The 24,272-nt window shown below is 58.7% G+C and carries 24 protein-coding genes; 10 read left to right on the top strand and 14 right to left on the bottom strand.

Annotation, left to right across the window (positions count from 1 at the left end; translation table 11 throughout):
• Positions 1-131: 131 nt before the first annotated feature.
• From AC4GMC_RS09870 to AC4GMC_RS09900, 7 genes are all read right to left on the bottom strand, one after another.
• The gene (locus AC4GMC_RS09870; RefSeq protein ID WP_487878224.1) at positions 132-1,433 is read right to left on the bottom strand and encodes a M16 family metallopeptidase; all 1,302 of its coding nucleotides are present in this window, start codon (positions 1,431-1,433) and stop codon (positions 132-134) included.
• Complete coding sequence (locus tag AC4GMC_RS09875; protein ID WP_487878223.1) at positions 1,430-2,779, bottom strand: M16 family metallopeptidase; 1,350 nt, start codon at positions 2,777-2,779, stop codon at positions 1,430-1,432. The genes AC4GMC_RS09870 and AC4GMC_RS09875 overlap by 4 nt, the downstream gene beginning before the upstream one ends.
• Positions 2,780-2,877: 98 nt before the next feature.
• Complete coding sequence (locus tag AC4GMC_RS09880) at positions 2,878-3,405, bottom strand: DUF3035 domain-containing protein (protein ID WP_487878222.1); 528 nt, start codon at positions 3,403-3,405, stop codon at positions 2,878-2,880.
• A 56-nt stretch (positions 3,406-3,461) separates the two neighbouring features.
• Positions 3,462-3,932 (bottom strand): signal peptidase II, encoded by a 471-nt coding sequence (gene lspA, locus AC4GMC_RS09885; RefSeq protein WP_487878221.1) that lies wholly within the window; start codon positions 3,930-3,932, stop codon positions 3,462-3,464.
• 10 nt (positions 3,933-3,942) lie between these two features.
• Complete coding sequence (purH, locus tag AC4GMC_RS09890) at positions 3,943-5,532, bottom strand: bifunctional phosphoribosylaminoimidazolecarboxamide formyltransferase/IMP cyclohydrolase (protein WP_487879397.1); 1,590 nt, start codon at positions 5,530-5,532, stop codon at positions 3,943-3,945.
• 57 nt (positions 5,533-5,589) lie between these two features.
• Positions 5,590-7,209 carry a heparinase II/III family protein gene (locus AC4GMC_RS09895; RefSeq protein ID WP_487880166.1) on the bottom strand — a complete coding sequence of 540 codons (1,620 nt, stop codon included), beginning with the start codon at positions 7,207-7,209 and terminating at the stop codon, positions 5,590-5,592.
• Between the two features lie 157 nt (positions 7,210-7,366).
• The gene (locus AC4GMC_RS09900) at positions 7,367-8,632 is read right to left on the bottom strand and encodes an RsmB/NOP family class I SAM-dependent RNA methyltransferase (RefSeq protein ID WP_487877533.1); all 1,266 of its coding nucleotides are present in this window, start codon (positions 8,630-8,632) and stop codon (positions 7,367-7,369) included.
• 46 nt (positions 8,633-8,678) lie between these two features.
• Between AC4GMC_RS09900 and AC4GMC_RS09905 the strand changes: the two genes are divergently transcribed.
• A complete protein-coding gene (locus tag AC4GMC_RS09905; RefSeq protein ID WP_487877534.1) occupies positions 8,679-8,912 on the top strand; it encodes a DUF1674 domain-containing protein in 234 nt (77 codons plus the stop codon).
• A 6-nt stretch (positions 8,913-8,918) separates the two neighbouring features.
• Here the strand turns inward: AC4GMC_RS09905 and AC4GMC_RS09910 are convergent, their stop codons facing one another.
• Positions 8,919-9,281, bottom strand: a complete 363-nt coding sequence (locus tag AC4GMC_RS09910) for a dihydrodipicolinate reductase (RefSeq protein WP_487877535.1) — start codon at positions 9,279-9,281, stop codon at positions 8,919-8,921.
• A gap of 51 nt (positions 9,282-9,332) precedes the next feature.
• On the bottom strand, positions 9,333-10,157 hold the full coding sequence (gene dapB / locus AC4GMC_RS09915; protein ID WP_487877536.1) for a 4-hydroxy-tetrahydrodipicolinate reductase: 825 nt from the start codon (positions 10,155-10,157) through the stop codon (positions 9,333-9,335).
• Positions 10,158-10,276: 119 nt separating this feature from the next.
• Here dapB and rbfA point away from each other — a divergent pair, with 119 nt between their 5' ends.
• From rbfA to AC4GMC_RS09940, 5 genes are all read left to right on the top strand, one after another.
• Positions 10,277-10,699 carry a 30S ribosome-binding factor RbfA gene (gene rbfA / locus AC4GMC_RS09920; RefSeq protein WP_487877537.1) on the top strand — a complete coding sequence of 141 codons (423 nt, stop codon included), beginning with the start codon at positions 10,277-10,279 and terminating at the stop codon, positions 10,697-10,699.
• On the top strand, positions 10,696-11,409 hold the full coding sequence (locus AC4GMC_RS09925) for a phosphodiester glycosidase family protein (protein ID WP_487877538.1): 714 nt from the start codon (positions 10,696-10,698) through the stop codon (positions 11,407-11,409). The genes rbfA and AC4GMC_RS09925 overlap by 4 nt, the downstream gene beginning before the upstream one ends.
• 58 nt (positions 11,410-11,467) lie before the next feature.
• Complete coding sequence (gene truB, locus AC4GMC_RS09930; protein ID WP_487877539.1) at positions 11,468-12,382, top strand: tRNA pseudouridine(55) synthase TruB; 915 nt, start codon at positions 11,468-11,470, stop codon at positions 12,380-12,382.
• A gap of 222 nt (positions 12,383-12,604) precedes the next feature.
• Positions 12,605-13,069 carry a hypothetical protein gene (locus AC4GMC_RS09935; protein WP_487877540.1) on the top strand — a complete coding sequence of 155 codons (465 nt, stop codon included), beginning with the start codon at positions 12,605-12,607 and terminating at the stop codon, positions 13,067-13,069.
• A gap of 59 nt (positions 13,070-13,128) precedes the next feature.
• Positions 13,129-13,641, top strand: a complete 513-nt coding sequence (locus tag AC4GMC_RS09940) for a DUF1643 domain-containing protein (protein WP_487877541.1) — start codon at positions 13,129-13,131, stop codon at positions 13,639-13,641.
• Positions 13,642-13,644: 3 nt separating this feature from the next.
• Here AC4GMC_RS09940 and AC4GMC_RS09945 read toward each other — a convergent pair whose 3' ends face one another.
• Positions 13,645-14,601 (bottom strand): pirin family protein, encoded by a 957-nt coding sequence (locus AC4GMC_RS09945; protein WP_487877542.1) that lies wholly within the window; start codon positions 14,599-14,601, stop codon positions 13,645-13,647.
• Between the two features lie 243 nt (positions 14,602-14,844).
• On the opposite strand from AC4GMC_RS09945, the gene rpsO reads away from it, so the two are divergent.
• The gene (gene rpsO, locus AC4GMC_RS09950) at positions 14,845-15,114 is read left to right on the top strand and encodes a 30S ribosomal protein S15 (RefSeq protein WP_487878417.1); all 270 of its coding nucleotides are present in this window, start codon (positions 14,845-14,847) and stop codon (positions 15,112-15,114) included.
• An 81-nt stretch (positions 15,115-15,195) separates the two neighbouring features.
• On the opposite strand, the gene AC4GMC_RS09955 is transcribed toward rpsO, so the two are convergent.
• A complete protein-coding gene (locus AC4GMC_RS09955) occupies positions 15,196-15,429 on the bottom strand; it encodes an HP1242/YdcH family protein (RefSeq protein WP_487878418.1) in 234 nt (77 codons plus the stop codon).
• Between the two features lie 303 nt (positions 15,430-15,732).
• Here AC4GMC_RS09955 and pnp point away from each other — a divergent pair, with 303 nt between their 5' ends.
• Positions 15,733-17,868: a polyribonucleotide nucleotidyltransferase gene (pnp, locus tag AC4GMC_RS09960; protein WP_487878419.1), complete on the top strand. Its 2,136-nt coding sequence runs from the start codon at positions 15,733-15,735 to the stop codon at positions 17,866-17,868.
• Between the two features lie 55 nt (positions 17,869-17,923).
• On the opposite strand, the gene AC4GMC_RS09965 is transcribed toward pnp, so the two are convergent.
• Positions 17,924-18,640 (bottom strand): TspO-related membrane protein, encoded by a 717-nt coding sequence (locus AC4GMC_RS09965; protein WP_487878420.1) that lies wholly within the window; start codon positions 18,638-18,640, stop codon positions 17,924-17,926.
• 198 nt (positions 18,641-18,838) lie between these two features.
• Here AC4GMC_RS09965 and AC4GMC_RS09970 point away from each other — a divergent pair, with 198 nt between their 5' ends.
• Complete coding sequence (locus tag AC4GMC_RS09970; RefSeq protein WP_487876939.1) at positions 18,839-20,866, top strand: PhoX family protein; 2,028 nt, start codon at positions 18,839-18,841, stop codon at positions 20,864-20,866.
• Positions 20,867-20,914: 48 nt separating this feature from the next.
• On the opposite strand, the gene AC4GMC_RS09975 is transcribed toward AC4GMC_RS09970, so the two are convergent.
• A complete protein-coding gene (locus AC4GMC_RS09975; protein ID WP_487876929.1) occupies positions 20,915-21,118 on the bottom strand; it encodes a hypothetical protein in 204 nt (67 codons plus the stop codon).
• A gap of 278 nt (positions 21,119-21,396) precedes the next feature.
• On the opposite strand from AC4GMC_RS09975, the gene dld reads away from it, so the two are divergent.
• Positions 21,397-23,079, top strand: a complete 1,683-nt coding sequence (gene dld / locus AC4GMC_RS09980; RefSeq protein ID WP_487876930.1) for a D-lactate dehydrogenase — start codon at positions 21,397-21,399, stop codon at positions 23,077-23,079.
• A 2-nt stretch (positions 23,080-23,081) separates the two neighbouring features.
• Here the strand turns inward: dld and AC4GMC_RS09985 are convergent, their stop codons facing one another.
• Positions 23,082-24,014 carry an AEC family transporter gene (locus AC4GMC_RS09985; RefSeq protein WP_058123480.1) on the bottom strand — a complete coding sequence of 311 codons (933 nt, stop codon included), beginning with the start codon at positions 24,012-24,014 and terminating at the stop codon, positions 23,082-23,084.
• Positions 24,015-24,272: the final 258 nt, after the last annotated feature.

Raw genomic sequence — 24,272 nt, forward strand, 5'->3', positions numbered from 1 at the left:
ATCACCTCGCCTGCGGCGATGCGGTTGACCGCGCTTTCATCAAGCTGACGGATCGTTGGAAGGGATATATTGCGGTCGGGCGCGTTCATACCGCTAGAAGTAGCATGTTCGCGCCCGATTCTGCCAGTAGGTTAGTTGAAGCCTTGCGGCTGCCCAACGATGACAAAATGTAAATCTTCAACAACCAGATGCTCTGCTGCAACGCGCTGGATATCTTCTAGTGTGACGGCGTTCACCTGATCATTGCGGGTCTCGATGTAATCCGCGCTCAGCCCCTGCGCCTGCATTCCAGCAAGAATACCCGCGATCCGCCCGTTACCATCAAACCGTAACGGATAGGCCCCAGTGAGATAGGTTTGCGCGGCATCCAACTCCTCTGGGGTGACGCCATTTTCTGCCATGTCATCCCAGATGGACTGGATCAAATCGATAGCAGGTCCGACGTTTTCGTTTGAGGTCGAAAACTGCCCCAACCACTGGTTCCCATAATCGCGCGAGGCAAGGAACGAGCTAATCCCATAGGTCAGCCCACGCCGTTCCCGTACGTTAACCATTAGGCGCGATTCAAACCCGCCGCCGCCAAGGATATGGTTTGCCACAAAGGCTGGGAAAAAGTCGGGGTCGTCACGATCCACCCCGGCGTGGCCAAACAGAACCACCGACTGCGGTGAGCGGTAGTCAACGATCGTCTGCCCACCCTCGAGCGCAAGCTCTGCCTCAACAGGCATCGGCGCGCCAGCCGCAGGCAAATCACCCAGCAACGTATCCAACAACGGCCCAAGCTCTGCCGCAGAAATATCGCCCGTCACGCCGATATAGACCCGATCCCGCGCAAAGAGTGCCTTATGCGCGGTTATCAAATCTGCACGCGTCAGGGCATTCACGCTTTCAATGGTACCCTCTTGCCCAGTCGCATAGGGGTGCCCCGGATAACTAAGCGCCGCCAGCGTAGTACCTGCAATGTCGTTTGGGTCGGTCTCATTGCCCTCAATGATCGATACAATCTGCGTTCGCACCCGATCGATGGCGTCTTGGTCAAAACGGGGAAACTTGATCGCATCGCGCAACAAGGCGAGGCTTTCCTCACGGTTTTCCGTCAAGAACTGAGCTTCAATCTGGACGCTGTCACGAAAGGTATCAAAGCCGAAATTCGCCGCAACGGACTCAGTCGCTTCGGTAAAGGCGCGGGCGTCGCGGTCACCTGCCCCCTCTTCTAAAAGGCCCATCATCATGTAAGTCGCGCCGCGCTTACCTTCGGGGTCAAGCGAACTGCCGCCTTTGAACCGGATGTCCATCGCCACGAAGGGGATCGAGGGTTCCTCGACCAACCACGCGATGATCCCACCGGGTGAGGTGACCTCCTGGATTTCAACAGCAGCGCGTGCGCCGAACGGCATCAATACGGCGATCATCAGGGCGAAACGGAGCATCATTGCGTAGCCTCCTCAGCGGATGGGTTGGTCAGGTAACCCGTGACGGATGTGTTCAGATCCAGCAGAGATTTGGCTGCTTTGAGGATTTGATCTTCGGTAACAGCCTCAAGCGTGGCGGGCCACATTTGCACATCCTCGACCGTAAGCCCCGAGGTCAAAGCCGCGCCATAACTGCGCGCACGCCCCTGCAAGCTGTCCTGACCATAGATCTCAGAGGCCCGCACCTGCGCCTTGAGCCGCTCAAGCTTGGCGCTATCGATCCCTTCCTCGATAAAGGTTTCAAGCGCGCGTTCCATATCTGCCTCGGCCTGCTCTAGCGTCCGGCCCGGGACGGGTACGACCAGCATACCAAACGTCGTGTCGTCCAGCGACATGCCACTGTAAAACGCCTCTGTGTACAGAGCGGATTTCTCGGTCTGCTCCAGCAGGTTTCCCATATGAGAAGTTGCGGAATTGCCCCCCAGCAGCGCGGCCAAAAGAGTATAGGCCGCCGCATCCTGCTGCGCACCAGCGTCCCGTTCGGGCGCAAGCCACGTGCGGATCACATAGGGGTTGGAAACACGATCATCGACCATTTCCATGTGGCGGGCGGACAAATGCTCAGGCTCCGCCGGGCGCGCCCGCGGCGGCAAGTTTTCGGACGGCGGCAAGCGCCCGTAATATTGCGTGGCCAGTGCACGGACCTCATCGGGATCCACGTCACCCGCCACCACCAACACCGCATTGTTAGGAGCGTAATGTAGGGCATAAAAATCAAGCGCATCTTGAAGCGTCAAAGCGGCCACCTCATCGCGCCACCCGATAATTGGACGGCCATAGGGGTGGTTCAGAAACTGAGCCGCACGGCGTTGCTCGCTGAACAAAGCGCCAGGATTACTGTCGGTGCGTTGGGCGCGTTCTTCGACCACAACATCCCGCTCAGTCAGCATGTCCTCGTCGTCCAGCACCAGATTACGCATCCGGTCCGCTTCCATACGCATCATTAGCTCTAGCCGGTCCGACGCCACGCGCTGAAAGTACGCAGTATAGTCATAGCTGGTAAACGCGTTGTCAGAACCGCCGTTGGCAGCAACCACGCGGCTGAACTCACCCGGTTCCATCGTTTCGGTGCCTTTGAACATCAGATGCTCAAGGAAGTGCGCGATACCGGATTTTCCGGACGTTTCATCCGCAGAGCCAACCTTGTACCACATCATATGAACAACGACCGGGGCGCGGTTATCCTCAATCACGACCGCCTCCAGACCGTTATCAAGGGTAAAGGTCGTCACGCGATCAGCGGTTTGCGCCTGTGCGGCGGCAGTGAACGCGAAACATGCGAGGGTAGCGAGAGCAAAGCGGCGCATAGGGCCTCCGAAGGTCAGGGCTATTGCATAGGAAATGGGCACCGACACCGTGAAGTCAACGGACAGCGACCACTCCTGACGACCTCGTGAGGAGGCAGCTACTGCTCTAGCAGGGCAGGATCAGGAGGGGCGGCCGGTGTCCGAACACCTGCATCTCGCAGGCGTTGCAGTTCACGGTATTGATCGAGCGACTGTGGTCGATAGGATTTGTAATAGACATTTACGTTAAACAAACGCTCCAGCGGCAGACCGTCATTGGCCCGGCGAAATGCCTCATCCTCGGCGGCGAGGGTGGTGCGAATGTTGGACCCCACACCGTAGCGGGTTACGGTCGCGATCAACCCACGGTCACCCGCAACGCCCGCATCCACACGGCCACCCAGTACGGCCACAGCGTCGGCTTTAGGGTTGGGATCAGTGCGATTAACGCCACCGGGCGTTGGAACTGGCAGTTCGGCAAAAGTTTCAGGCTGTAGCAGGGGCGTCGTTGGCAGGATCGAAAACTCGTCCGGTGTTCTATCTGTGTTGCGCAGGTTCATCAGGTTGGGCGCCGCGTCACGGTCCCCACAGGCTGACAACGCCACAAGGGCGGCAAGGCTGATTAGGCTGACCCGAAGTTTTCCCATTGGTCCAAGACTTTCCTGCTGCTCGTGACACCGTTTACCGCAAAGAACAGACGCCGTCACGCGGGCTTTTTCGTCTCATCCGAGAAGAACACCAAGCCGAAGGCACCGGCAAAGATAAAGATATCGGCGATGTTAAAGGTAAAAGGGTTCTGAATGCCGCAGCAGGACATGTTGAGAAAGTCCGCGACGGCACCATAGATCACCCGGTCCAGTGCATTAGCCAATGCACCGCCCACAATCATGCCTGCCGATACCCGCGCGATCGGCCGCGGCAGGCGGCGCGCCCAATGGACCAACCACCCCGAGATGCCCAGCGCCAACGCAATCAGCACCCAACGGGTCACGTCACTGTCTTGGGCGAACAACCCAAAGTTAACGCCCCGGTTCCACCCCATGCGGAAATTCAACAACGGTGGGATCACGTCCAGCGCCAACCGGCTCTTGAGGTCCAGCATATGAACCACAACGACCTTGGACATCTGATCGATGACAAAGGCCACGGTGGCCCATATAAGGATCAATCGCATGAGTTAGACCCTAGTGCCGGAAGTGACGCATGCCAGTGAACACCATCGCAAGACCGGCTTCATCGGCGGCGGCGATGACTTCATCGTCGCGCATGGAACCACCCGGTTGGATGACGCTTGTGGCACCGGCGGCGGCGGCCTCTAGCAGGCCATCAGCAAACGGGAAGAACGCATCCGATGCCACAGCCGACCCAATGGTCAGAGGTTGCGGCAATGAAAGTGCTTCAGCCATACGCTCAGCCTTTTTGGCCGCGATAAGCGCGCTGTCTACGCGGCTCATCTGGCCTGCGCCAACACCTACGGTCGCCTTGTCTTTGACGTACACGATTGCATTGGACTTGACGTGTTTGGCGACTTTCCATGCGAACAGCAGGTCAGCTAATTCCGCATCCGAAGGCGCCCTCTTGGTCACGACCTTAAGGTCATCAAGCCCAATGTGGCCCGCATCCTTGTCTTGCACCAACATACCGCCCGCAACCTGACGGTAGCTGCGCAGCGCAGTGCGTGGGTTGGGCAGACCATCCGTGGTCAACAGGCGCAGGTTTTTCTTTTTGCCCAAGATTTCACGCGCATCCGCGTCGGCACCGGGTGCAATGATCACTTCGGTAAAGATGCCGCCAATTAATTCAGCCGTGGCACCGTCCAGTGGCTGGTTCAGCGCGATGATACCGCCAAACGCGGATGTCCGGTCACAATCAAACGCGTTACTGTAGGCCTCGGCCAATGTTGCACCGCGCGCCACGCCACAGGGGTTGGCGTGTTTGATGATCGCGCAGGCGGGGCCATCAGCAGGGTCGAATTCTGCGACCAACTCAAACGCCGCATCGGTATCGTTGATGTTGTTATAGCTCAGCTCTTTGCCCTGATGCTGTTGGGCGGTCGCCACGCCAGTGCGCGCAGACCCATCTACATAGAACGCAGCCTGCTGGTGCGGGTTTTCGCCGTAGCGCAGGCTTTGCGTCAACTCACCGGCGACAACGACGCGGCGGGGCGTTTCCTCGCCGATGGCGCTGGCCATCCAAGTTGAGACGGCAGCATCATAGGCACCTGTGCGGGCATAGGCGATTTGCGCATGCCGCTGGCGGAAGGCAAGGCTGGTTTGACCATCTTGGGCGTCCAGCTCTGCCAAAAGGGCGCTGTAATCCTCAACATCAACAATCGTTGTGACAAAGCCGTGGTTTTTTGCGGCAGCGCGGATCATGGCGGGGCCGCCGATATCAATGTTTTCGATCATTTCGCCGTAGTCAGCGCCGCGCGCTAGAGCGGCCTCAAACGGGTAAAGGTTCACGACCAGCAGGTCGATGGCCCCAATGTCGTGCTCAGCCATGGCTGCCGTATGCTCAGGGTTGTCGCGCAGCGCCAGAAGGCCGCCATGCACCTTGGGGTGCAGCGTCTTGACCCGGCCGTCCATCATTTCAGGAAAGCCTGTCACGTCTGCCACGTCCCGCACCGCGATACCTGCATCCCTGATAGTCTTGGCCGACCCCCCAGTGGACAGCAATTCAACGCCGCGCGCGTGCAATGCACGTGCAAGGTCCAGCAGGCCGGACTTGTCGGAAACGGAGATAAGCGCGCGGCGCAGTGGCACGAGATTGGTCATAGGAGGTGTCCTCTTGGGTCTTTGGTCAGGCGGCCCCGGCGATGATTTGCCCTAGGCTTAGGGCGACACATGTGCGTCTTGCGCCTTGGTCAGGGTCCAGTCAATGGTGGCGGCATACTTCACCAGTCGCTCGGATAAAACGATCTGTTTTGTCGCGCGTGGCTTTAATCGCGCCGGGTCCAGATACACGGAGGGGGCAAGGCTGGCAAATCGACCTTCACCGGGGCGGAAAATCCAGACCTCTGCGTTAGGCAACTGGATCGATACGGCGCGTCCGCCCAAATCCACCTCTGCCTCTGCATCCGGATGCAGATGAAACCGCAGGCTTAGCCCGATGCCCTCAAATCCGGTGGCGTCTATGACACGGTCAAACTGCGCCTTATCCGCCCGAGACAGGGCGCGCAGGCTATCCTCAGCCGTTAGTGTGCGCCCATCTAAACTGAGCGCAAGGCGCCTCAAGTGGGTTAACCCATGGCCGCGCACATATCCATCATGGCTCATGATGAGGGTCGTCATTTTGCGGCTTTCGGATTTTTGGGCAATGACCTTTTGTGGGGTCTGAACCAGCGGTGCGATCGGCCCTTCAGGGCCAATCACCTCAGGCCCGATGCGCGATGAGGAATACTTGTCCAGCGCAATGGTCGAATGGCTCGCTGTGGCGCGGCACGCCCGCGCCCAATGCACACCAAACCCGAAGCCTGCCCCACAATTCACGATCACGCCATGCCCGTCGGAGTTCAATTCAAACGCGAGCGTGCTGGCGTGTGCCGCACCCGAAGCATCACCCACAGGCGGGGCTGCCGCATCTACAATGACAGTCGTGCGGCCGTGGTGCAGCGTGTCGTACCCCATTGCCTGAACCTTAGCCGCAGGTGTGCGGATGTCGGATAGCACCAGCGCTTTGTCCAACTGCCCCGGCGCACCACCACTGCCGCCGTGAAACCGCGCCAACTGGCCATTCACATGCCGCAATGCGCGCAAGGTGGGTGCGATCCGTTGCAGGGCGGCCTCTATCTCAAACACCGGCTCCTTGCCCCCTTCGCTCAGGGCGGATCGAACCCACCCAAGCAACGTAAACACCTCAAGCAGTTCATCTGGATTACGCGATGCAACGCCACCATCCGACGTCACACTGGCCGCGACGGTGCGCGCCAACGCCTGAACAGCGGCCTCACGGATTGACTCATACCCCTCAAGCGTGAGACCCGCATATATCAATCCGGTCAACGCCTCGATCCGAGGCAACCCTTGGGGACCACGCAGCCATTCATGCCGCAAAAACATCGTTTGCCGAGATAGGCTGTGAAACAAGGCCGCCTGCGATTTCGACGGCATATGCATCAGCAGCATTGGCGCGTGCGTGATCAAACGCACCAACCGCCGCCCCGTCACCGAAGGGGTCCAGCCCGGTCCCTTGCCGGTGCCAAACCGCGCGATCCAGTCGAGCGTCCAAGCCTGCGCTGTCTCACGCGCGGCGGTGTCACCAATGGCTGCGATATCCTCAAGCCACTCAAAGCTGTGCAGAGCATTTGCAAAAGCACCAGACGGGGGATCAACAGCCCAAACCGATGCAGATGCAGGGTGCTCGACCAATGCGCCTGCAAACAGCAGGTTGCCCGCCATGATCTGACGCCCCTTGGGATAGGACCCGATGGCCTGAGGCTGTGGGTGGCTCACAAAGGCGCGCGCGCCTCGACCCGGATGCGCGAGCAAAACCCGCAATCTGCGGGCTGCACCCGGTCCGGGCCAACGAAGATATAAGGTGGAAGAAGCCACCATGGCGCGTCTGCTCAGTCTTGTTTTGCAGCAACCCTAGGGGCTGACGCGCAACCTGTCACCTGTCGCGACGCAGCACCGAGATGTAAAAGCCGTCCATGCCGCCCTGCTCTGCCCAAAGATCAGGCAAAAGCCGCAGGCCATGGGGGCTTTGGGCTTGTTCCGGCAGGCCAAGGACTGTGGGATCCAGCGGTAGCGCGCTCCAATCTGCGTGGCGCTTAAGCGCTGCTTTGACTTGGAATTCTCCCTCCACGGGCAGAAGCGAGCACGTGCAATACAACAAACGCCCCTCTGGCGCGACAAAGCCCAGCGCCCGATCAAGCATCTGATATTGCAGCTGGGTCAGCGTCTCAATCTCGGCGGGTTTCCGCAAATGCGGCAGGTCCGGGTGGCGACGAATGGTGCCCGTCGCCGAACAGGGCGCATCGAGAACAACCACATCAAAGGGTGCCTCGGGCTCCCACTCCATCACATCGGCGATGATGACATCCGCAGCCAGACCGGTCCGTGCAAGGTTGTCACGCAGACGTCGCACGCGCCCCTCAGAGATATCAAGCGCGGTCACGTTCGCACCCGCAGCCACCAATTGCATGGTTTTGCCGCCGGGGGCCGCACACAGGTCCAACACCCGCAGCCCCGAAATGTCACCCAATGTGCGCACGGGCGTTGCGGCGGCGGCATCCTGAACCCACCAATCGCCGGTCTCAAACCCCGGAAGGGCGGTGACCTGCGCACTTTCGATGCGGCGGGAACAAGTGGGCAAATCGGTGCCGGGCAACCCCTCTGGCATCGCAGCTTTCATCGTCAGATCCAGCGGCACTTGGGCCAAATGCGCGGCCTCAATCGCTTCAAGCCGGTCACGACCATAGGCCTTGGCGATGGGTTTACGCAGCCACGGCGGCAAGGTTGCACTGGGCAACGCGTCCCACCCAGCGCGGTCCTGTGCCACTTTGCGCAGAACGGCATTCACTAGGCCCGCCTGTTTCGCCGTTTTGGGCACAGCCCCCGCAAGGGACACGGCGCTATCAACCACACCGTGTGGGGCGGCATCGTCGAGCATCAATTCCGCCACAGCCAACCGCAGGATAGCCTGCGTTCGAAGCGCAGGGGCGCGTTTGAGATGTGGACGCAACAACGCGTCAATACGGCTGAGGTGGCGCAACACCAACCCCGCCAATCGACCGGCGCGCGCGGCATCGGCCCCATACATCGACAAGTCGGATTGCGCTTCGGTGAGCATCCGTTTTTCGATAAGAACAGCGTGAAGCAGCCTGAGCGCGCCATTGCGGGCGTCCTGACCTGAGGCGATGGGCGTTACGGACATGGCGCTTTCTCTTGAGTCTGCGGAAGTCACGCGTATATCAAAGGGCATGGCTGATACAACACCCACCCCGCCCGAAGTTGATCCCGATACCCCACGGGAAACAGAAGCTGAGCGTCGCGCCAAGCTGCCCGAAGTCGCGCGCCGCGCACTTGAAGAGGCAGATGCACGTAAAGCCGCACAAGCCGCCGATGAGATGCCCACGGAATTGGGTGGACGCAACGGACCAGAACCCGTGCGCTATGGCGACTGGGAGAAGAAGGGCATCGCGATCGATTTTTGATCGTGCTTAACGCAGCTTCAGGTCGGCGAAATCACCCGCCCCCTGATCCGACGTAAACCGCAACGTATCGCCATTCACCCTGACCTCTTGGCAGTTGTACCCAAGATCATAGGTGCCCCAATAAAGCGATCGGCAAAAGTAATTGCCCTGCCATTGCCAAGCGCCTTTGACGTCACGTCCGAAGCCTCGGCCAAGAATTTCTCCCTGCCCGGTGACATCCAGCTTGATCCCAAAACGCGTCAGCGCCTTGCCATCGATCAATGAGACGAAATCCGTCCGCGAATCTATTTTCTCAAATGCATGCGCCGTCACCGGCAACATCAGCGTGGCCACCCCAAGGGCCGCCAAAACCGTCCAACGTTTAACCATAACATCACTCCTTGGTGATGCAGGTTATACGCGCAATTGTGACATTTGGATTTATTTCAGGCCCAAGACGTCGAGCATGTCATATGCACCGGGGCCTTTGTTCTGCCCCCAAAGGGCGGCCTTCAGTGCCCCACGGGCAAAAACCGAACGGTCGCTGGCGACATGGCGTAGGGTCAAACGCTCTCCCTCGGCGGCGAAAAGGACATCATGCTCTCCTACGATGTCCCCCCCACGGATGGCATGAAAACCGATGGCCCCACGTTCCCGTGCACCGGTAATGCCGTCCCGGCCCCGATCCGCCACATCCGCAAGTGCAACGCCGCGCCCTTCGGCGGCCGCCTCACCCAGCATAAGCGCGGTGCCCGACGGCGCATCAACTTTGTGACGGTGATGACCTTCGATCACCTCAATGTCGTAGTCGGCGTCCAACGCAGCGGCGACCTGTTTCACCACTTGGGTCAACAGGTTAACCCCAAGGCTCATGTTGCCAGCGCGCACAATCGTGGCGTGGCGCGAAGCGGGGCCGAGGGCTGCGATATCCTCATGCGATAAACCCGTGGTCCCGATTACATGCACGGCGCGGGCCTGCGCGGTCAGCTCGGACATCGCGAGGGTCGCGGCAGGCGTGGTAAAATCAATCACGGCTTGCGCGTTGGCGACCACCTCGATGGGATCATCCGTTACCGGAACACCAATATCCGCGCCCCCCAGACACGCGCCCAAGTCGCGGCCCGCCCATTCGTGGCCCGGACGTTCCGTCACGCCCACAAGGCGGCAATCGGGGGACGCTTGCACAACGTCGATGAGCATCCGCCCCATACGACCCGAGCCACCCATCACAACGATACCTGGCGTCTGCGACTGTGATTGGACCATGTTTGTGCCTCCTGAGAATTGAGCCCCGTTGATGCGCAATCCTCAGCCCAAAGGCAACGGGTTGCTTGCGCCCTTGCGCTTGCGGGCCTATCTGAGGCGAAACAACCAAGGGGCGCGCCATGGGCAAGTCGACATTCTCTGACGGGGCCGGACCCTCGCAACGCCAGCTACGTGTCGGCGAATTGATCCGACGCACCATGTCGGAACTGCTGCTGCGCGGTGACCTGCATGACCCCGACCTGAACGCGCTGTCGATCACCGTATCCGAGGTCCGTGTATCCGGCGACCTGCGGATCGCAACGGCCTATGTCCTGCCCTTGGGTGGTGACAACAAGACCGCCGCAATTGAAGCGCTCAAGCGGAACAAGGGTGAAATTCGCCGGGCCGTGTCCAAGGGTCTGACCATCAAACACTCACCCGAGATTCGCTTTTTGATCGATGAGACATTCGACAAAATGGACGAAACCAAACGGCTTTTGGCCAGCGACCACGTGGCCCAAGACCTCAAGCTGGATGCTCCGCAAGACCCCGACACCGAATGATACTGCGCGCGGCTATTGCACTTCTTTGCTTGTTGGCCGCGCCCGCAGTGGCCTGCGAGCAGATCACGCACCGGGATGCGCGCTTTACCGTGTGTGAAGTCGCATCGAATGAGCGGATCGAGTTGTTTCTACGCGATGATGCGGGCGATATACTGGGGGCGTTCTCATCTGTGAAATCCCGTGTTGACGGCACCGTTGTCATGGCGATGAACGCGGGCATGTATCACGATGATCGCCGCCCCGTTGGCCTCTACATAGAGGACGGCGTTCAAGAAGCGCCGATTGTGACCCGCGCCGGGCCGGGTAACTTTGGCCTGCTGCCCAACGGTGTCTTTTGTCTGCGCGAGGGTCGTTCTGATATCATCGAAAGCCGCACATTTGCCGCCAAGCCACCCGCCTGCACCGACGCCACGCAATCGGGGCCAATGCTGGTGATTGACGGCGCATTGCACCCACGGTTTTTGCCCGACAGCACGTCACGCAACATTCGCAACGGGGTGGGGACCTCGGCCGATGGAAAGCGCGTGGTTTTTGCCATCTCGGATGAAGCGGTCACCTTTCACGAATTCGGAACACTTTTCCGCGATACACTAGGCCTTCCGAATGCGTTATATTTCGATGGTCGTATCTCGCGGCTGTATGCTCCGGCGGTGGGGCGCAATGACTTTGGCCTGCCTCTGGGTCCGATCGTCGCCGTGATCGCGGATTGACGCCTCGCCGTGGGCACAGTAGCACGCGGCCTTCATCTTTCAGGACGGATCAGAACACATGGGACGCAAACGCAAGGGTCGCGCAGTGCACGGATGGCTGGTTGTGGACAAGCCTGCGGGCGTGACCTCCACGGCTGTGGTCAACAAGGTCCGCTGGGCGTTGGGCGCCCAAAAGGCGGGTCATGCTGGGACGTTGGACCCTGATGCGACGGGCGTATTAGCCGTGGCCTTAGGTGAGGCGACAAAAACCGTGCCCTACATTACCGATGCACTGAAATGCTACCGGTTTGAGGTGCGTTTGGGCGCGTCCACAACGACGGACGACGCAAGCGGCGACATCATTGAAACGTCCGACGCCCGCCCCACCGACGCTGAAATCGAAGCAGCCCTTGCCGCGTATCGTGGCGATATCATGCAGGTCCCGCCACAGTTTTCCGCAGTTAAGGTCGACGGAGAACGCGCCTATGACATCGCCCGAGAGGGTGAGGTGATGGAACTGGCCGCACGCCCCCTTTGGGTCGATAGTCTTGATCTGATTGAGCGGACTGGCCCCGACACTGTCCTACTTGAGATGGTTTGCGGCAAGGGTGGCTACGTCCGATCAATCGCGCGCGATCTCGGTGCGGATTTGGGCTGCTTGGGGCATGTCGCATGGCTGCGCCGGACATGGTCTGGTCCGTTTGAGACCGAAGCCGCGCTGCCTTTCGACCAAGTCGATGCTTTGGCGCAGACGCCCGAACTGGACACCCATATCCAACCCTTGGAATTGGGCCTTGAGGATTTGCCTATGCTGCCTTGCGCCGCGGACGGCGCAGCCAAGATGCGCAACGGCAACCCAGGAATGGTCTTTTCTTCTGACGTGGACTACGGCGAAGAAGCATGGGCCGCGCTGGATGGCAAAGCCGTTGCCATCGGAACCTATCGGAGCGGTGAATTACACCCCTCCAAGGTGTTTCAGACTTTCCAAAGCTGAAACATTTGGGGTGGCGGACATGCCAATTGCGACACGCCATCCCCAAAAACACCCGAGAATTGTTACAGCCAATCACGGCGATAGGAACGCGCTTACACCTCGCCGTGAGGCGGGTGTCGCGGTGCGCGTTTTATCGGCATCCTAAGCGCAATCGTATCAACGGACCGTGCGTCACACACACATCATACGCACCGCACGGCCCATTATCCTTAGGACTGCACAATGAACCGCTCTTTCTTTCAAATCCTCACCGCAGGTGCGCTTGCGACCATCGCGTTTGACCTGTTTGGCCAAGGTCTTTCGCCCCTTTTCGGCTTTGCGAAGCTTGCCCCCGTCGGCCTTGCCAATGGCACGCTTAACGCGGTTTTTGGCAGTGCACCCAAAGGCGCCGCTGATGCGCTGCATATCATGACGGGACTACTGGCCTATCCACTGGGCTATTTGCTTGTCGCGCGTCCTGTTGCTGAGAAACTCCTGCCAAACCTGCATTGGAGCGGCGTTGCCATAGGCTACGGTATCGGGCTGTGGGTTTTTGCCCTGTACGGCATGGCGCATCTCGTGGCCGGACTAAAACCGTTCCTTGGCTTCACTGGTATCACTTGGGTCGCGCTGTGGGGGCATATCCTGTTCGCGCTCGTCGCTGCATGGGTACTGGAGCGAGAGGCCGAAGAACCCGCCCACGCCTAACCACACCAACACGTGGCCACCCCTTTCCTCGGGGGTGGCCGTTCGTATATGCCACCCGCATGATCACACGCACACATATCAAAGACGACGCCCCCTCTGTGGCGACCTATTCCGATTGTGAAACATACCGCTACGCATTGACCCGCACATGGGACGCCGGCGGCGCGCGGGTGAATTTCCTGATGCTCAACCCCTCCACCGCGACAGAGGTGCAAAACGACCCCACGGTAGAACGCTGCGAACGCCGCGCCCGGGCCTTGGGATTTGGCGCGTTTCGGGTCACAAACATCTTTGCCCTTCGCGCCACGGATCCGCGCGACATGCGGGCCGCCGCTGACCCCATCGGGGCTGGCAATGACACCGCTATTCTAGAAGCAGCGGATTGGGCCAATCAGGTGGTTTGCGCATGGGGCACACATGGCGCGCACATGGGGCGCGGGCTGGCGGTTGAGACCCTACTGCGGCCAACCGGCGTGCCCCTGCTGCACCTTGGCCTTAGCAAAGCGGGGCATCCGAAGCACCCGCTTTACATCAGCTACACAACCCAGCCAGAGCCGTGGCACCCCGCATAATTTCTAATCCTTGGGCGTGGTGCGCGCATACTCAGGCGTGATCGGGATATGTTCAGCATCGTCGCCGGGGGGCAGCTGAAACGGGCCGTTTTCCCAATCGGCCGCCATCCACGCCTCTTTGGCTTCTTCGATTTTGTCCTTTGAGGACGACACGAAATTCCACCAAATGTAGCGCTTTTCATTCATCGTCGCCCCACCCAACACCATCAACCGCGCGCCCTGCGGCCCCGCTTTGGCGGAAATGGAATCACCGGGGCGGAACACCATCATCCGGCCCGCCGGAAATGTATCACCCGCGACCTCAATACTGCCCTCGGTCACATAGATACCGCGATCTTCATGGTTGTCCGGCAGGGGGAATGACGCGCCCGCAGCCAATACAACATCGGCGTAAAACGTCTCAGAATGCATCGTGACGGGGCTGGTTTCGCCATAAGCATCCCCAAGGATCAAGCGCGCGGTCACACCGGTATCCGTGATCACCGGCAACGCCATCTCTTTGTGGTGCTCAAAATCGGGGGCGATGTCCTCTTTGTCCTCTGGCAAAGCGATCCATGTCTGAATTCCAAACAGTTTGTTACGCTTGGCGCGTGTTTCCTCGGATGTGCGCTCCGAGTGGGTGACGCCCCGGCCCGCAGTCATCCAGTTCACCTCACCGGGATAGATCATCTGATGGGTACCAATGCTATCGCGATGCTCGAACTCTCCCTGATACAGATACGTTACGGTCCCGAGGCCAATGTGCGGATGCGGACGCACGTCGATCCCACCATCGGTGATAAATTCAGCAGGTCCCATCTGGTCGAAGAAGATGAACGGCCCGACCATCTGCCGCTTGGGCGATGGCAGCGCCCGACGGACATCAAAACCGCCGATATCGCGTGCGCGGGGGATGATCAGCGTTTCCAACGCGCCGGCGGCGTTTGGGCATTCGGGGCTTTGGGTCGGGTTCCAACTCATCTGTGTCACCTCTTTCTGACTGTGGGGTCATAGGGAATTTGTTAACCATATGATGTAAGGAAGCCGTAGCGCCATCGCCGCCAAAACGCACCACCCGTGCATTTTCGCACAAAGGTCACGGCCTCGGCTTCGCGCAATGGGTTGCATCGGATGTGGAATCGTCCTAACTGCCCTCACTTCTCCAAGGGCCCTGCTGGACGACATCCCGGCTTGTGCCATTCACTCAAACCATAGGAGACCCCGATGTCGATCACAGTTGAAGAAAAAAACCGCCTGATCAAAGAATTCGCAACCAAAGAAGGCGACACCGGTTCGCCCGAAGTGCAGATTGCAATCCTGACCTCGCGGATCACAACGCTCACCGAGCACTTCAAAACACACAAAAAAGACAACCACGGCCGTCGCGGCCTGCTGAAGATGGTTGCTCTGCGCCGTAAGCTTCTTGACTACACACGTGGCAAAGACGAAGCGCGCTACCAAGACATCATCAAGCGTCTCGGCATCCGCCGCTAAGTCGCTTCGATAGCTAAAACAAAACGCTCGCATCTTGGTGCGAGCGTTTTTCGTTGTGCAGAGCCGTTTAAGCGCAGATCGTCAGCTCAAGTACTGCGCAATCTGATCCTTTAACGCCATGCGTTGCTTGCGCAGCATATTCATATGCTCGTCAGAGGTCGGCTCAATATTTGTTTCGGCTCGGTGCACGGCGCGGTTCACCTCGTGATAATCCTCAAACAACTTCGCAAAATGGGCGTCCGACTGTTTGAGCATGCTCATATGATCCGCGCTTTCAGGGAATTCCTCGGCCAGTTCGTGGGGTGTGTTGCTCATGTTTCCTCCGGGATGTTTGCTGCGCCCGGGCCATTCACCGCACGGGCAGCCCCTAGCCTGACGACTCTGCCTCCGATTGCTTTGACTCAAATCAACTTGAACCAATTGGTCGCGCGCACCCAAAACTCACCCGCCAGCAAGACCCTTCCCAAACGACACCAAACACTGTATGCGCGCACCATCTGAGACGTAACGCAGCAGACCCCGGCGTTGTGCAAAAGGATTGGGGTCGGCGGCAATGGGGCCGCCAAGCCACGGGAGACCCGGGAAGGCCCGGGAGTGCTCCCTCATAGGAAACGATGAATGTTCAACGTTGTTAAAAAAGAAATCGAGTGGGGTCATGACACCCTTACTCTGGAAACAGGTAAAGTTGCGCGCCAAGCAGACGGCTGCGTAATCGCCACCTACGGTGAGACGTCCGTCATGGCCGCCGTCACCTTTGCAAAGGCGCAAAAGCCCGGGCAGGACTTCTTCCCCCTGACTGTGCACTACAATGAAAAATACTACGCTGCGGGCAAAATCCCCGGCGGTTTCTTTAAGCGTGAGGCCCGCCCCACCGAGAAAGAAACACTGACCTCGCGTCTGATCGACCGTCCGATCCGCCCACTATTCGTGGACGGCTTCAAAAACGAAGTTCTGGTGATTTGTACCGTTCTGTCCCACGATCTTGAAAACGACCCAGACGTGGTTGCCATGATCGCAGCTTCCGCTGCTTTGACGATCTCTGGCGCGCCATTCATGGGCCCGATCGCTGGTGCACGCGTTGGTTTCGTCGATGGCGAATACGTGCTGAACCCAGCCGTGGATGACATGCAGGACCTGCGCAACAACCACGAGCAGCGTCTCGATCTGGTTGTCGCCGGCACCAAAGACGCCGTGATGATGGTCGAATCCGAAGCCTATGAGCTGTCGGAAGCCGAAATGCTGGGTGCTGTTAAGTTCGGTCACGAACAAATGCAGCCTGTCATCGACCTGATCGTTGATCTGGCCGAAGATGCCGCAAAAGAGCCCTTCAACTTCCAAGCGCCTGACTACGCCGACCTGTTGGCCGCCGTAAAAGCCGCTGGCGAAGAGCAAATGCGCGCCGCATACGCGATCACCGACAAGCAAGAGCGCACCGCCGCTGTTGCCGCTGCAAAAGACGCGATCAAAGCTGCCCTCACCGAAGAGCAGCTGGCTGACGAAAACCTCGGCACTGCACTGAAAAAGCTGGAATCGGCTGTTCTGCGCGGCGACGTGGTCAAAAACGGCAAGCGTATCGATGGGCGTGCCCTTGATACCGTGCGTCCGATCGTTTCCGAGACAGGTATCCTGCCCCGGACACACGGCTCCGCGCTGTTCACACGTGGTGAAACACAAGGTCTGGTTGTGACGACGCTCGGCACCGGCGACGATGAGCAATTCATCGACGCGCTGCACGGCAACTTCAAATCGAACTTCCTGCTGCACTACAACTTCCCTCCCTACTCGGTTGGTGAAGTTGGGCGTTTCGGCCCTCCCGGTCGTCGTGAAATCGGTCACGGTAAACTCGCATGGCGCGCCCTTCAGGCCGTTCTGCCCGCCGCAACCGACTTCCCGTACACCGTACGTCTGGTCTCTGAGATCACCGAATCCAACGGCTCGTCCTCCATGGCGTCCGTATGTGGTGGCTCCTTGGCAATGATGGACGCTGGTGTGCCGCTCAAAGCAGCGGTTGCTGGTGTAGCCATGGGTCTCGTGCTCGAAGAAGACGGTGACTACGCGGTTCTCACCGACATCCTTGGCGATGAGGATCACCTCGGCGACATGGACTTCAAAGTGGCAGGTACCGAAGAAGGTATCACGTCGCTTCAGATGGACATCAAGGTGGCAGGCATCACGCCCGCAATCATGGAAAAAGCTCTGGAGCAAGCCAAAGCAGGCCGTATCCACATCCTCGGCGAAATGGCCAAGGCACTGACCGGCGCGCAGGAATTCTCTGTGCACGCCCCCCGCATCGAAACGATGCAGGTTCCAACCGACAAGATCCGTGAAGTGATCGGCTCGGGTGGTAAAGTCATCCGCGAAATCGTGGAAGTCTCAGGCGCGAAAGTCGACATCAACGACGACGGCATCATCAAGATCGCCTCGCCGAATGCCGAAGCCATCCAAAAAGCCTACGACATGATCCACTCGATCGTCGCAGAACCTGAGGAAGGCAAAGTCTACAAAGGTAAAGTCGTCAAAATCGTCGACTTCGGCGCCTTTGTGAACTTCTTTGGCAAGCGTGACGGCCTTGTGCACGTCAGCCAAATCGAAAACCGTCGCCTGAACCACCCTTCGGACGTCCTCAAAGAGGGCCAAGAAGTTTGGGTCAAGCTGCTCGGCTTTGACGATCGCGGCAAAGTCCGGCTCGCCATGAAAATGGTGAACCAGGAAACTGGCTTAGAAGAAGTAAAAGAAGAAGCCGCAGAGGGCTAAACCCCCCCGCGTTTTTGAATGAAGGCCCCGGTGGAAACGCCGGGGCCTTTTGCGTTTAGCGGGTTTCTAGGACAGGGCGACGCCCCCGGAACCACAGCGTTGCGCCAGCGACAACAACAACACCGACGCCTGCCAGCATCGCGACCTGCCCGCCAAAATCATTGCGCACCATGATCGCGACCAATGCCCAGACCACTGCCGCGCCGTAGGTCAAGCTCGACCGTTTCCACAGAACGATAACCGCAAAGCTGAGCGCGACACACAGGGCAATCAGCCCCCAGACAACATCGCTCAACCCGCCAACGCCCCAGCCCGCACCGGTTAGGCCTAGCGCCACACTGGAGGCCGCCGTTAGCCAACCCGCATACAGACCCAATGGCCCCGCGAGCATCCATGCATCCCGGCGCGGCGCCCGGATCAACGCCCAAAGCGCGCCTATCAGCATTACGTAAATCATAACCGTCGCCCAAACCGGCGAAACCTCTGCGACGGCCAGCCACGGCACACCTGCAATCATGCTGAGGATGAAGCCGGGGCGCGTTGCGTCCCACGTAGGGTCCTCACGGAACCGCCACAGCCCGACAGCGGCCATCACCAACAGCCACAGGTAAATGATACCCCAAAGCGAAAACGCATAACCCGCAGGCAGAACCGGCGGCGTAAACTGCGGAATTGGATAGAGGGTGGGATTGAACCCATCAAACGGCACAAAAACCGGAGAGATGAAGAACGCGAGTGTCAGGCCGAGTACGGCAATTGCTTTGATAGTCATGCTCTACACATAAGGATTTACCCACGGGATACGAGCCGAAATCCCGCGCATTCTAGGCGAATTTGCGCCGGAATCCCTTTGGGTGAAATCCGTCATAGAACTGTTACGCCAACGTATCATTTTCGTCACACGGTATAGTTAACGATGCATTTGCGTAGCCATTTCGGTGCGCAGTTATTCCAGCAGAAGGACGCTGCCATGTCTCCTCGTGACGAGATCATCCACTCTGATGAATTCGGTAATAAAGCCGAAGCCTTCGAAGCCTTTGACGACATTCCAACCAACCCCAACCTGTCCACGACCATCGGCGATGTGATCAACACGCGCTATGGCCGTCGCGACGTGTTGCGCGGGGCGCTCGGTGTGTCTGCGACAACCGCCCTATTCGGGACCTCTGCCCTTGTGGCGCCCACGTCCGCCAATGCCAGCACCGCCGCCGACAGCCGCTACATTTTTGATGAGCTGAAATGGGGCAACGACGAAGCCCACCACATCGCAGAAGGCTATAACGCCGATGTGCTGGTACGCTGGGGCGACCCGATTACTGCGGATGCCCCTGAATTTGACGTGATGAACCAGACAGCCGCAGCGCAGTCTCAGCAGTTTGGCTACAACAACGATTACGTCGGTTTCGCCGAAATCGAGCCCGGCCGCGGTATGTTGTGCGTAAACCACGAATACACCAACGAAGAAGTCATGTTCCCCGGCCTTGGCCGTCAGGACCGGGACGGCTTCAAGGGGATGACCCGTGATCTGGTAGACATCGAAATGGCTGCCCACGGTGGTTCTGTGTTTGAAATCGTCAAATCCGCAGATGGCGCTTGGTCAGTGAACCGCAACAACCCCGCCAACCGTCGGATCACGGCCAACACCCCGATGACCTTTGATGGCCCCGCTGCAGGCAACCCGCGTCTGCGCACCTCTGCCGACCCTGCCGGCATGACCGTCTTGGGCACCATCAACAACTGCGCCGGCGGCATGACGCCATGGGGCACCTACCTAATGGCCGAAGAAAACTTTCACGGCTATTTCTGGTCGGATGTCGTGGACAGCGAAGGCAAGGTCGACATTTCAGCCCAGCCAGAGGCCGGCAGCATGAAACGCTACGGCGTGCCGGGGCGTTGGTACGCATGGGGCCAGTACCATGACCGTTTCAACATCGACAAAGAGCCCAATGAGCCGAACCGCTTTGGCTATATCGTTGAAGTTGACCCCCTGAATCCTGATGCGATGCCCATCAAACACACGGCCTTGGGTCGGTTCCGCCACGAAGGCGCCGAAGCCATTGTCGCGGCAGACGGCAAGTTGGTGATCTATTCGGGCGACGACAACCGGTTTGATTACCAATACAAATGGGTATCGGCTGAGACTGTGACATCCGACAACAGCCACTTTGGGTCCACACTCTTGTCCGAAGGCACGCTGTACGTCGCGCGCTTTAACGCAGATGGCGTGGTTGACTGGCTGCCGTTGGTCCATGGCCAAGGCCCGCTCACAGCGGAAAATGGGTTCGACAGCCAAGCTGACATCGCGATCGACACCCGCATGGCGGCAGACGCGCTGGGGGCCACTCCGATGGACCGCCCCGAGGATGCGCAGCCCGGCCCCAACGGGACCGCGTACCTGATGCTCACCAACAACTCGCGCCGCAAGCCCGAGCAGGTGGATGCCGCCAACCCACGTCCGCAAAGCAACTTTGGCCACATCATCGAGATCAAGGAAGACGGCGAAAACCACTCGGCCACCAAAGGCAAATGGGATATCGTCGTTCTGTGCGGTGACCCGACGATTGCCGATGTTGGCGCACGCTGGAACCCCGAGACAAGCGAAAACGGCTGGTTCTCATCGCCCGACAACTGCGCGTTTGATGACAGCGGACGGCTTTGGATTTCGACAGACCAAGGCTCTGGCTGGGGGCGTACCGGGAAATCGGACGGTCTGTATTCCTTGGAGACCGAGGGCGACCTGCGCGGTCACTCAAAGCTGTTTTTCCGCTGCCCCGTGGGCGGAGAGCTGTGCGGCCCCTACTTTGCTGACAACTCTGAAACCCTGTTCCTCGCGGTGCAGCACCCCGGAACAGACGGCACTAAGGATCTGGCGGGCTTTGAGCGCGACTCGACCTTTGAGGACCCGGCCACACGCTGGCCCGATTTTGAGCCAAACATGCCGCCCCGTCCCTCGGTCGTGGTGGTCACCAAAGCAGGTGGCGGCAAGATCGCGGTCTAGCTGTCCTCAGATAAATCGAGAGGCCCCGGCAAACGCTGGGGCCTTTTGCTATTTGGCCCTTTGGCGCAATGTCGCCACCCGTTCAAATCGGTCGAATTGTGGGGCCATCGTGCACCATTCCCCTTCGGCCAGAACCCAATGCGTATCTCGGTCGGTGGCATGAATAATAATACGGTCTTCGCTCATCGTCATACCGCTGCTTGCAATAATTAGGTTCAAAAAAACCGCGAGGGCTTCTGTCGTTAAACACATACTCAGGTTCCTTTCATTGGGCCCAAGTGTTCTTCCGACGGTGGGCCCGTGATCAAAAACCTCCCGGCAATGAACCTTTCATAGAACGATTAGAAAATCATTAACCAATGCTGCAATGCAGCATTTCTAAAGCGCACTAGGCAACCAACCCGTAATTATCGCCCGTTTCATAGGCGGTTTGATGTCGAGACACGCAGCACAAGGTCTTGCGCGATCTGTCACATCCGTCCGCTCGCCGTGCCTTGGTAAATTCAATCAACCAAAGGACACCAAACCCCATGCCCGCAAATCTAATCGCCCGTTTGACCGAAATCCTTGGCACGAAGCGTGTGTTGACTAGCCCCTCCGCGACGGAACGGTATCGCCAAGGCTTTCGATCCGGCGGGGGAGACGCGCTGGCAGTTTGCCTGCCTCAAACGTTGTTTGAAAAATGGCAGGTCATCGAAGCATGCGTAGACGCCGATACGATCGTCATCATGCAGGCGGCCAACACCGGCTTGACCGAAGGCTCGACCCCGAACGGCACCTATGACCGTGATGTGGTGATTATCAGCACCCTCGCGCTAGACACCATTCACGTCTTGCCCGGCGCGGAACAGGTCGTAGCCCTGCCGGGCGCCACGCTTTTCACACTAGAAAACACGCTCAAGCCGCTGGGCCGTGTGCCACATTCGGAGATCGGATCGTCCTGTCTGGGGGCGTCTGTGATCGGTGGCATTTGCAACAATTCAGGCGGTGCGTTGGTAAAACGCGGCCCTGCCTACACCGAGCTTGCACTTTATGCCCAGCGCACTGCAGATGGCACACTGCATCTGGTGAACAACCTCGGCATCGACCTTGGCGATACGCCCGAAGAAATCCTGAACAACGCAGAGACAGGCAATTGGCGCGATGTGCAGCGCCCCCAAAAGCTGGCCTCGGATCGGGAATATGCCACGCGCGTCCGCGAAGTCGATGCCGACACCCCCGCCCGCTACAACGCCGATCCGCGGCGCCTGCATGAGGCATCTGGATGCGCGGGTAAGATCGCGGTGTTTGCTGTGCGGCTCGACACTTTCCCCACCGCAGACGCCACGCAGGTGTTTTATATTGGTACGAATGAAACCGCGCGCCTGACCAATCTACGCCGCGCCCTCCTGACGGAGATGAGCGACCTGCCCGTGCTCGCGGAATACATGCACAAAGACATCTACGACATCGCCGAAAGCCACGGGCGAGACACATTCCGCATGATCGAGTGGCTGGGCACCGACCGCCTGCCACAATTGTTCGCGATGAAGGGGCGAGTGGATGCAATCGGCAATCGGCTACCGTTTGTGCCAAACAACGTCAGCGATTGGTTGATGCAATTCGCCTTTGCGCTGTTCCCGTCGCACCTGCCTAAGTTCATGCGCGATATGCGCCAGAAGTATGATCACTACCTGATCCTCAAGGTCGAAGGACCCGGCATTGCAGAGGCTGAGGCCATCCTAGAGCGGGTGTTTGCACAGGAAGGTACCTATCGCAAATGCACCGAAGCAGAGGGCAAAAAGGCGCTGCTGCACCGGTTCGCCGCAGCAGGCGCCGCGGCCCGCTATGCCGCAGTACATCCCGGCCCGGTAGAGGATATCCTTGCACTGGATATTGCCCTGCGTCGGAATGACGAGACGTGGTTTGAAGAACTGCCCGAAGAGATAAACCAACATCTGAGCCACAGGCTCTATTACGGGCATTTCCTTTGCCACGTGTTCCATCAAGACTACGTCGTCAAAGCGCACGGCGACCCCAAAACGATCAAGGCTGCGATGCTGGAATTGCTGTCAGAGCGTGGCGCAAAATACCCTGCGGAACACAACGTCGGACACCTGTATGAAGCGGAGCCCGCGTTGAAAGAGCATTATGAAATCTTGGACCCCACCAATACGTTCAACCCCGGCATTGGCAAAACGTCCAAAACCAAGCAGCCCATTGCGGCGGAATAGCGTCAGGACAGCGGGCTGAGCCAGCCGATCACAAGCGAAACAGTCACGATGGATACAGCCGTTGTGACCAAAATCGCCGCTGATACCCGGGCCGGTGCCACGTTGTAATACTGCGCCAACATATAAACGTTGCCCGCAACCGGCAGCGCAGAGGCGGAGATCATCACAACGGCGGCAAAGGGTTCGACCGGGAACAACACAAGGGCGGCCAATGCGACGGACAGTGGGTGCAGCACTAGTTTGCAAAAGCTCAGCCAAGCCGCGACCTCAATGCGTTCTGCCGACTTGCCCGCCAGTGATGCACCGATGGCAAATAACGCGCCGGGTGTGGCAGCCGCTCCCAACAAGGACAGGAATTCATTCACCGGGGCATAAAGCTCTCGGCCCGAATAGGACCACATCAACCCCAACACGATTGATACAATCATTGGGTTCTTCAAAAGCCCAAGGCCCACGGTTTTGAACACACCCAGCGACATGCGGCCATCGCGCGACCCAGTGATCAAGATCACGATCAACGAAGAAAACACGATCAGATCAGTGGCCAACACCATCAACATCGGGCCTGCTGCGGCCTCGCCCAAGAGCAGAACAAGCATGGGGATGCCGAGGAAACCGACATTCCCAATGATCGCCACCTGCGCCTCAATCGCAGCCTCGGCTACGGATAACCCCCGCCAAAACGCAACTGCCGTGGCCAACAGGTAAACGACGCCACACCCCCACAGGTACGCACCTACAAACCCAGGATCAAAGATATCCGACAGCGACAGGTTGGCCGCAAAGTTGAACAGCATCGCGGACAACGCAAAGAAAAACACAAATTTCGTCAGGTATGCTGTCGCCTCAGGCGTGAAAAAGCCCCGCCGCCCTGCAAGGTAGCCAAGGCCGATAATCCCAAAAAAGGGGAGCGTTTTGAGGAATATGTCCAACATTAACCGAGAGCTATCCCAGTGTGCGGGGGGCGTCTAGGCTTGCTGATTGCAAAAGCGATTGTGTGAGAGCGCACATCCCTTTGCGCGGAAAAGTGAACCATTGAGTTCACTTTCGTATTGCTAAACGGATCGGTTCAGCTTACTTCTCAATTACGAACTGAACAGTTCAGTATTTATCTCATGCTCGGTACCACAAACCGACGATTGCACGCGAAAGGTCATTCATATGAAACTCCTCCCCCTCCTGATTGCTCTCTC

This window comes from Thalassobacter sp. (assembly GCF_982993085.1).

Excerpts from the sequence above, each read along its gene's own strand:
- AC4GMC_RS09975 (WP_487876929.1), bottom strand. The coding sequence starts at position 21,118 with ATGTGTTTAACGACAGAAGCCCTCGCGGTTTTTTTGAACCTAATTATT.
- AC4GMC_RS09900 (WP_487877533.1), bottom strand. The coding sequence starts at position 8,632 with ATGTCCGTAACGCCCATCGCCTCAGGTCAGGACGCCCGCAATGGCGCG.
- AC4GMC_RS09955 (WP_487878418.1), bottom strand. The coding sequence starts at position 15,429 with ATGAGCAACACACCCCACGAACTGGCCGAGGAATTCCCTGAAAGCGCG.
- rpsO (WP_487878417.1), top strand. The coding sequence starts at position 14,845 with ATGTCGATCACAGTTGAAGAAAAAAACCGCCTGATCAAAGAATTCGCA.
- AC4GMC_RS09945 (WP_487877542.1), bottom strand. The coding sequence starts at position 14,601 with ATGAGTTGGAACCCGACCCAAAGCCCCGAATGCCCAAACGCCGCCGGC.
- AC4GMC_RS09910 (WP_487877535.1), bottom strand. The coding sequence starts at position 9,281 with ATGGTTAAACGTTGGACGGTTTTGGCGGCCCTTGGGGTGGCCACGCTG.
- AC4GMC_RS09935 (WP_487877540.1), top strand. The coding sequence starts at position 12,605 with ATGAACCGCTCTTTCTTTCAAATCCTCACCGCAGGTGCGCTTGCGACC.
- dapB (WP_487877536.1), bottom strand. The coding sequence starts at position 10,157 with ATGGTCCAATCACAGTCGCAGACGCCAGGTATCGTTGTGATGGGTGGC.
- AC4GMC_RS09870 (WP_487878224.1), bottom strand. The coding sequence starts at position 1,433 with ATGATGCTCCGTTTCGCCCTGATGATCGCCGTATTGATGCCGTTCGGC.
- AC4GMC_RS09985 (WP_058123480.1), bottom strand. The coding sequence starts at position 24,014 with ATGTTGGACATATTCCTCAAAACGCTCCCCTTTTTTGGGATTATCGGC.
- AC4GMC_RS09940 (WP_487877541.1), top strand. The coding sequence starts at position 13,129 with ATGATCACACGCACACATATCAAAGACGACGCCCCCTCTGTGGCGACC.
- AC4GMC_RS09880 (WP_487878222.1), bottom strand. The coding sequence starts at position 3,405 with ATGGGAAAACTTCGGGTCAGCCTAATCAGCCTTGCCGCCCTTGTGGCG.
- AC4GMC_RS09905 (WP_487877534.1), top strand. The coding sequence starts at position 8,679 with ATGGCTGATACAACACCCACCCCGCCCGAAGTTGATCCCGATACCCCA.
- AC4GMC_RS09965 (WP_487878420.1), bottom strand. The coding sequence starts at position 18,640 with ATGACTATCAAAGCAATTGCCGTACTCGGCCTGACACTCGCGTTCTTC.
- dld (WP_487876930.1), top strand. The coding sequence starts at position 21,397 with ATGCCCGCAAATCTAATCGCCCGTTTGACCGAAATCCTTGGCACGAAG.
- lspA (WP_487878221.1), bottom strand. The coding sequence starts at position 3,932 with ATGCGATTGATCCTTATATGGGCCACCGTGGCCTTTGTCATCGATCAG.
- rbfA (WP_487877537.1), top strand. The coding sequence starts at position 10,277 with ATGGGCAAGTCGACATTCTCTGACGGGGCCGGACCCTCGCAACGCCAG.
- purH (WP_487879397.1), bottom strand. The coding sequence starts at position 5,532 with ATGACCAATCTCGTGCCACTGCGCCGCGCGCTTATCTCCGTTTCCGAC.
- AC4GMC_RS09970 (WP_487876939.1), top strand. The coding sequence starts at position 18,839 with ATGTCTCCTCGTGACGAGATCATCCACTCTGATGAATTCGGTAATAAA.
- AC4GMC_RS09875 (WP_487878223.1), bottom strand. The coding sequence starts at position 2,779 with ATGCGCCGCTTTGCTCTCGCTACCCTCGCATGTTTCGCGTTCACTGCC.
- AC4GMC_RS09925 (WP_487877538.1), top strand. The coding sequence starts at position 10,696 with ATGATACTGCGCGCGGCTATTGCACTTCTTTGCTTGTTGGCCGCGCCC.
- truB (WP_487877539.1), top strand. The coding sequence starts at position 11,468 with ATGGGACGCAAACGCAAGGGTCGCGCAGTGCACGGATGGCTGGTTGTG.
- pnp (WP_487878419.1), top strand. The coding sequence starts at position 15,733 with ATGTTCAACGTTGTTAAAAAAGAAATCGAGTGGGGTCATGACACCCTT.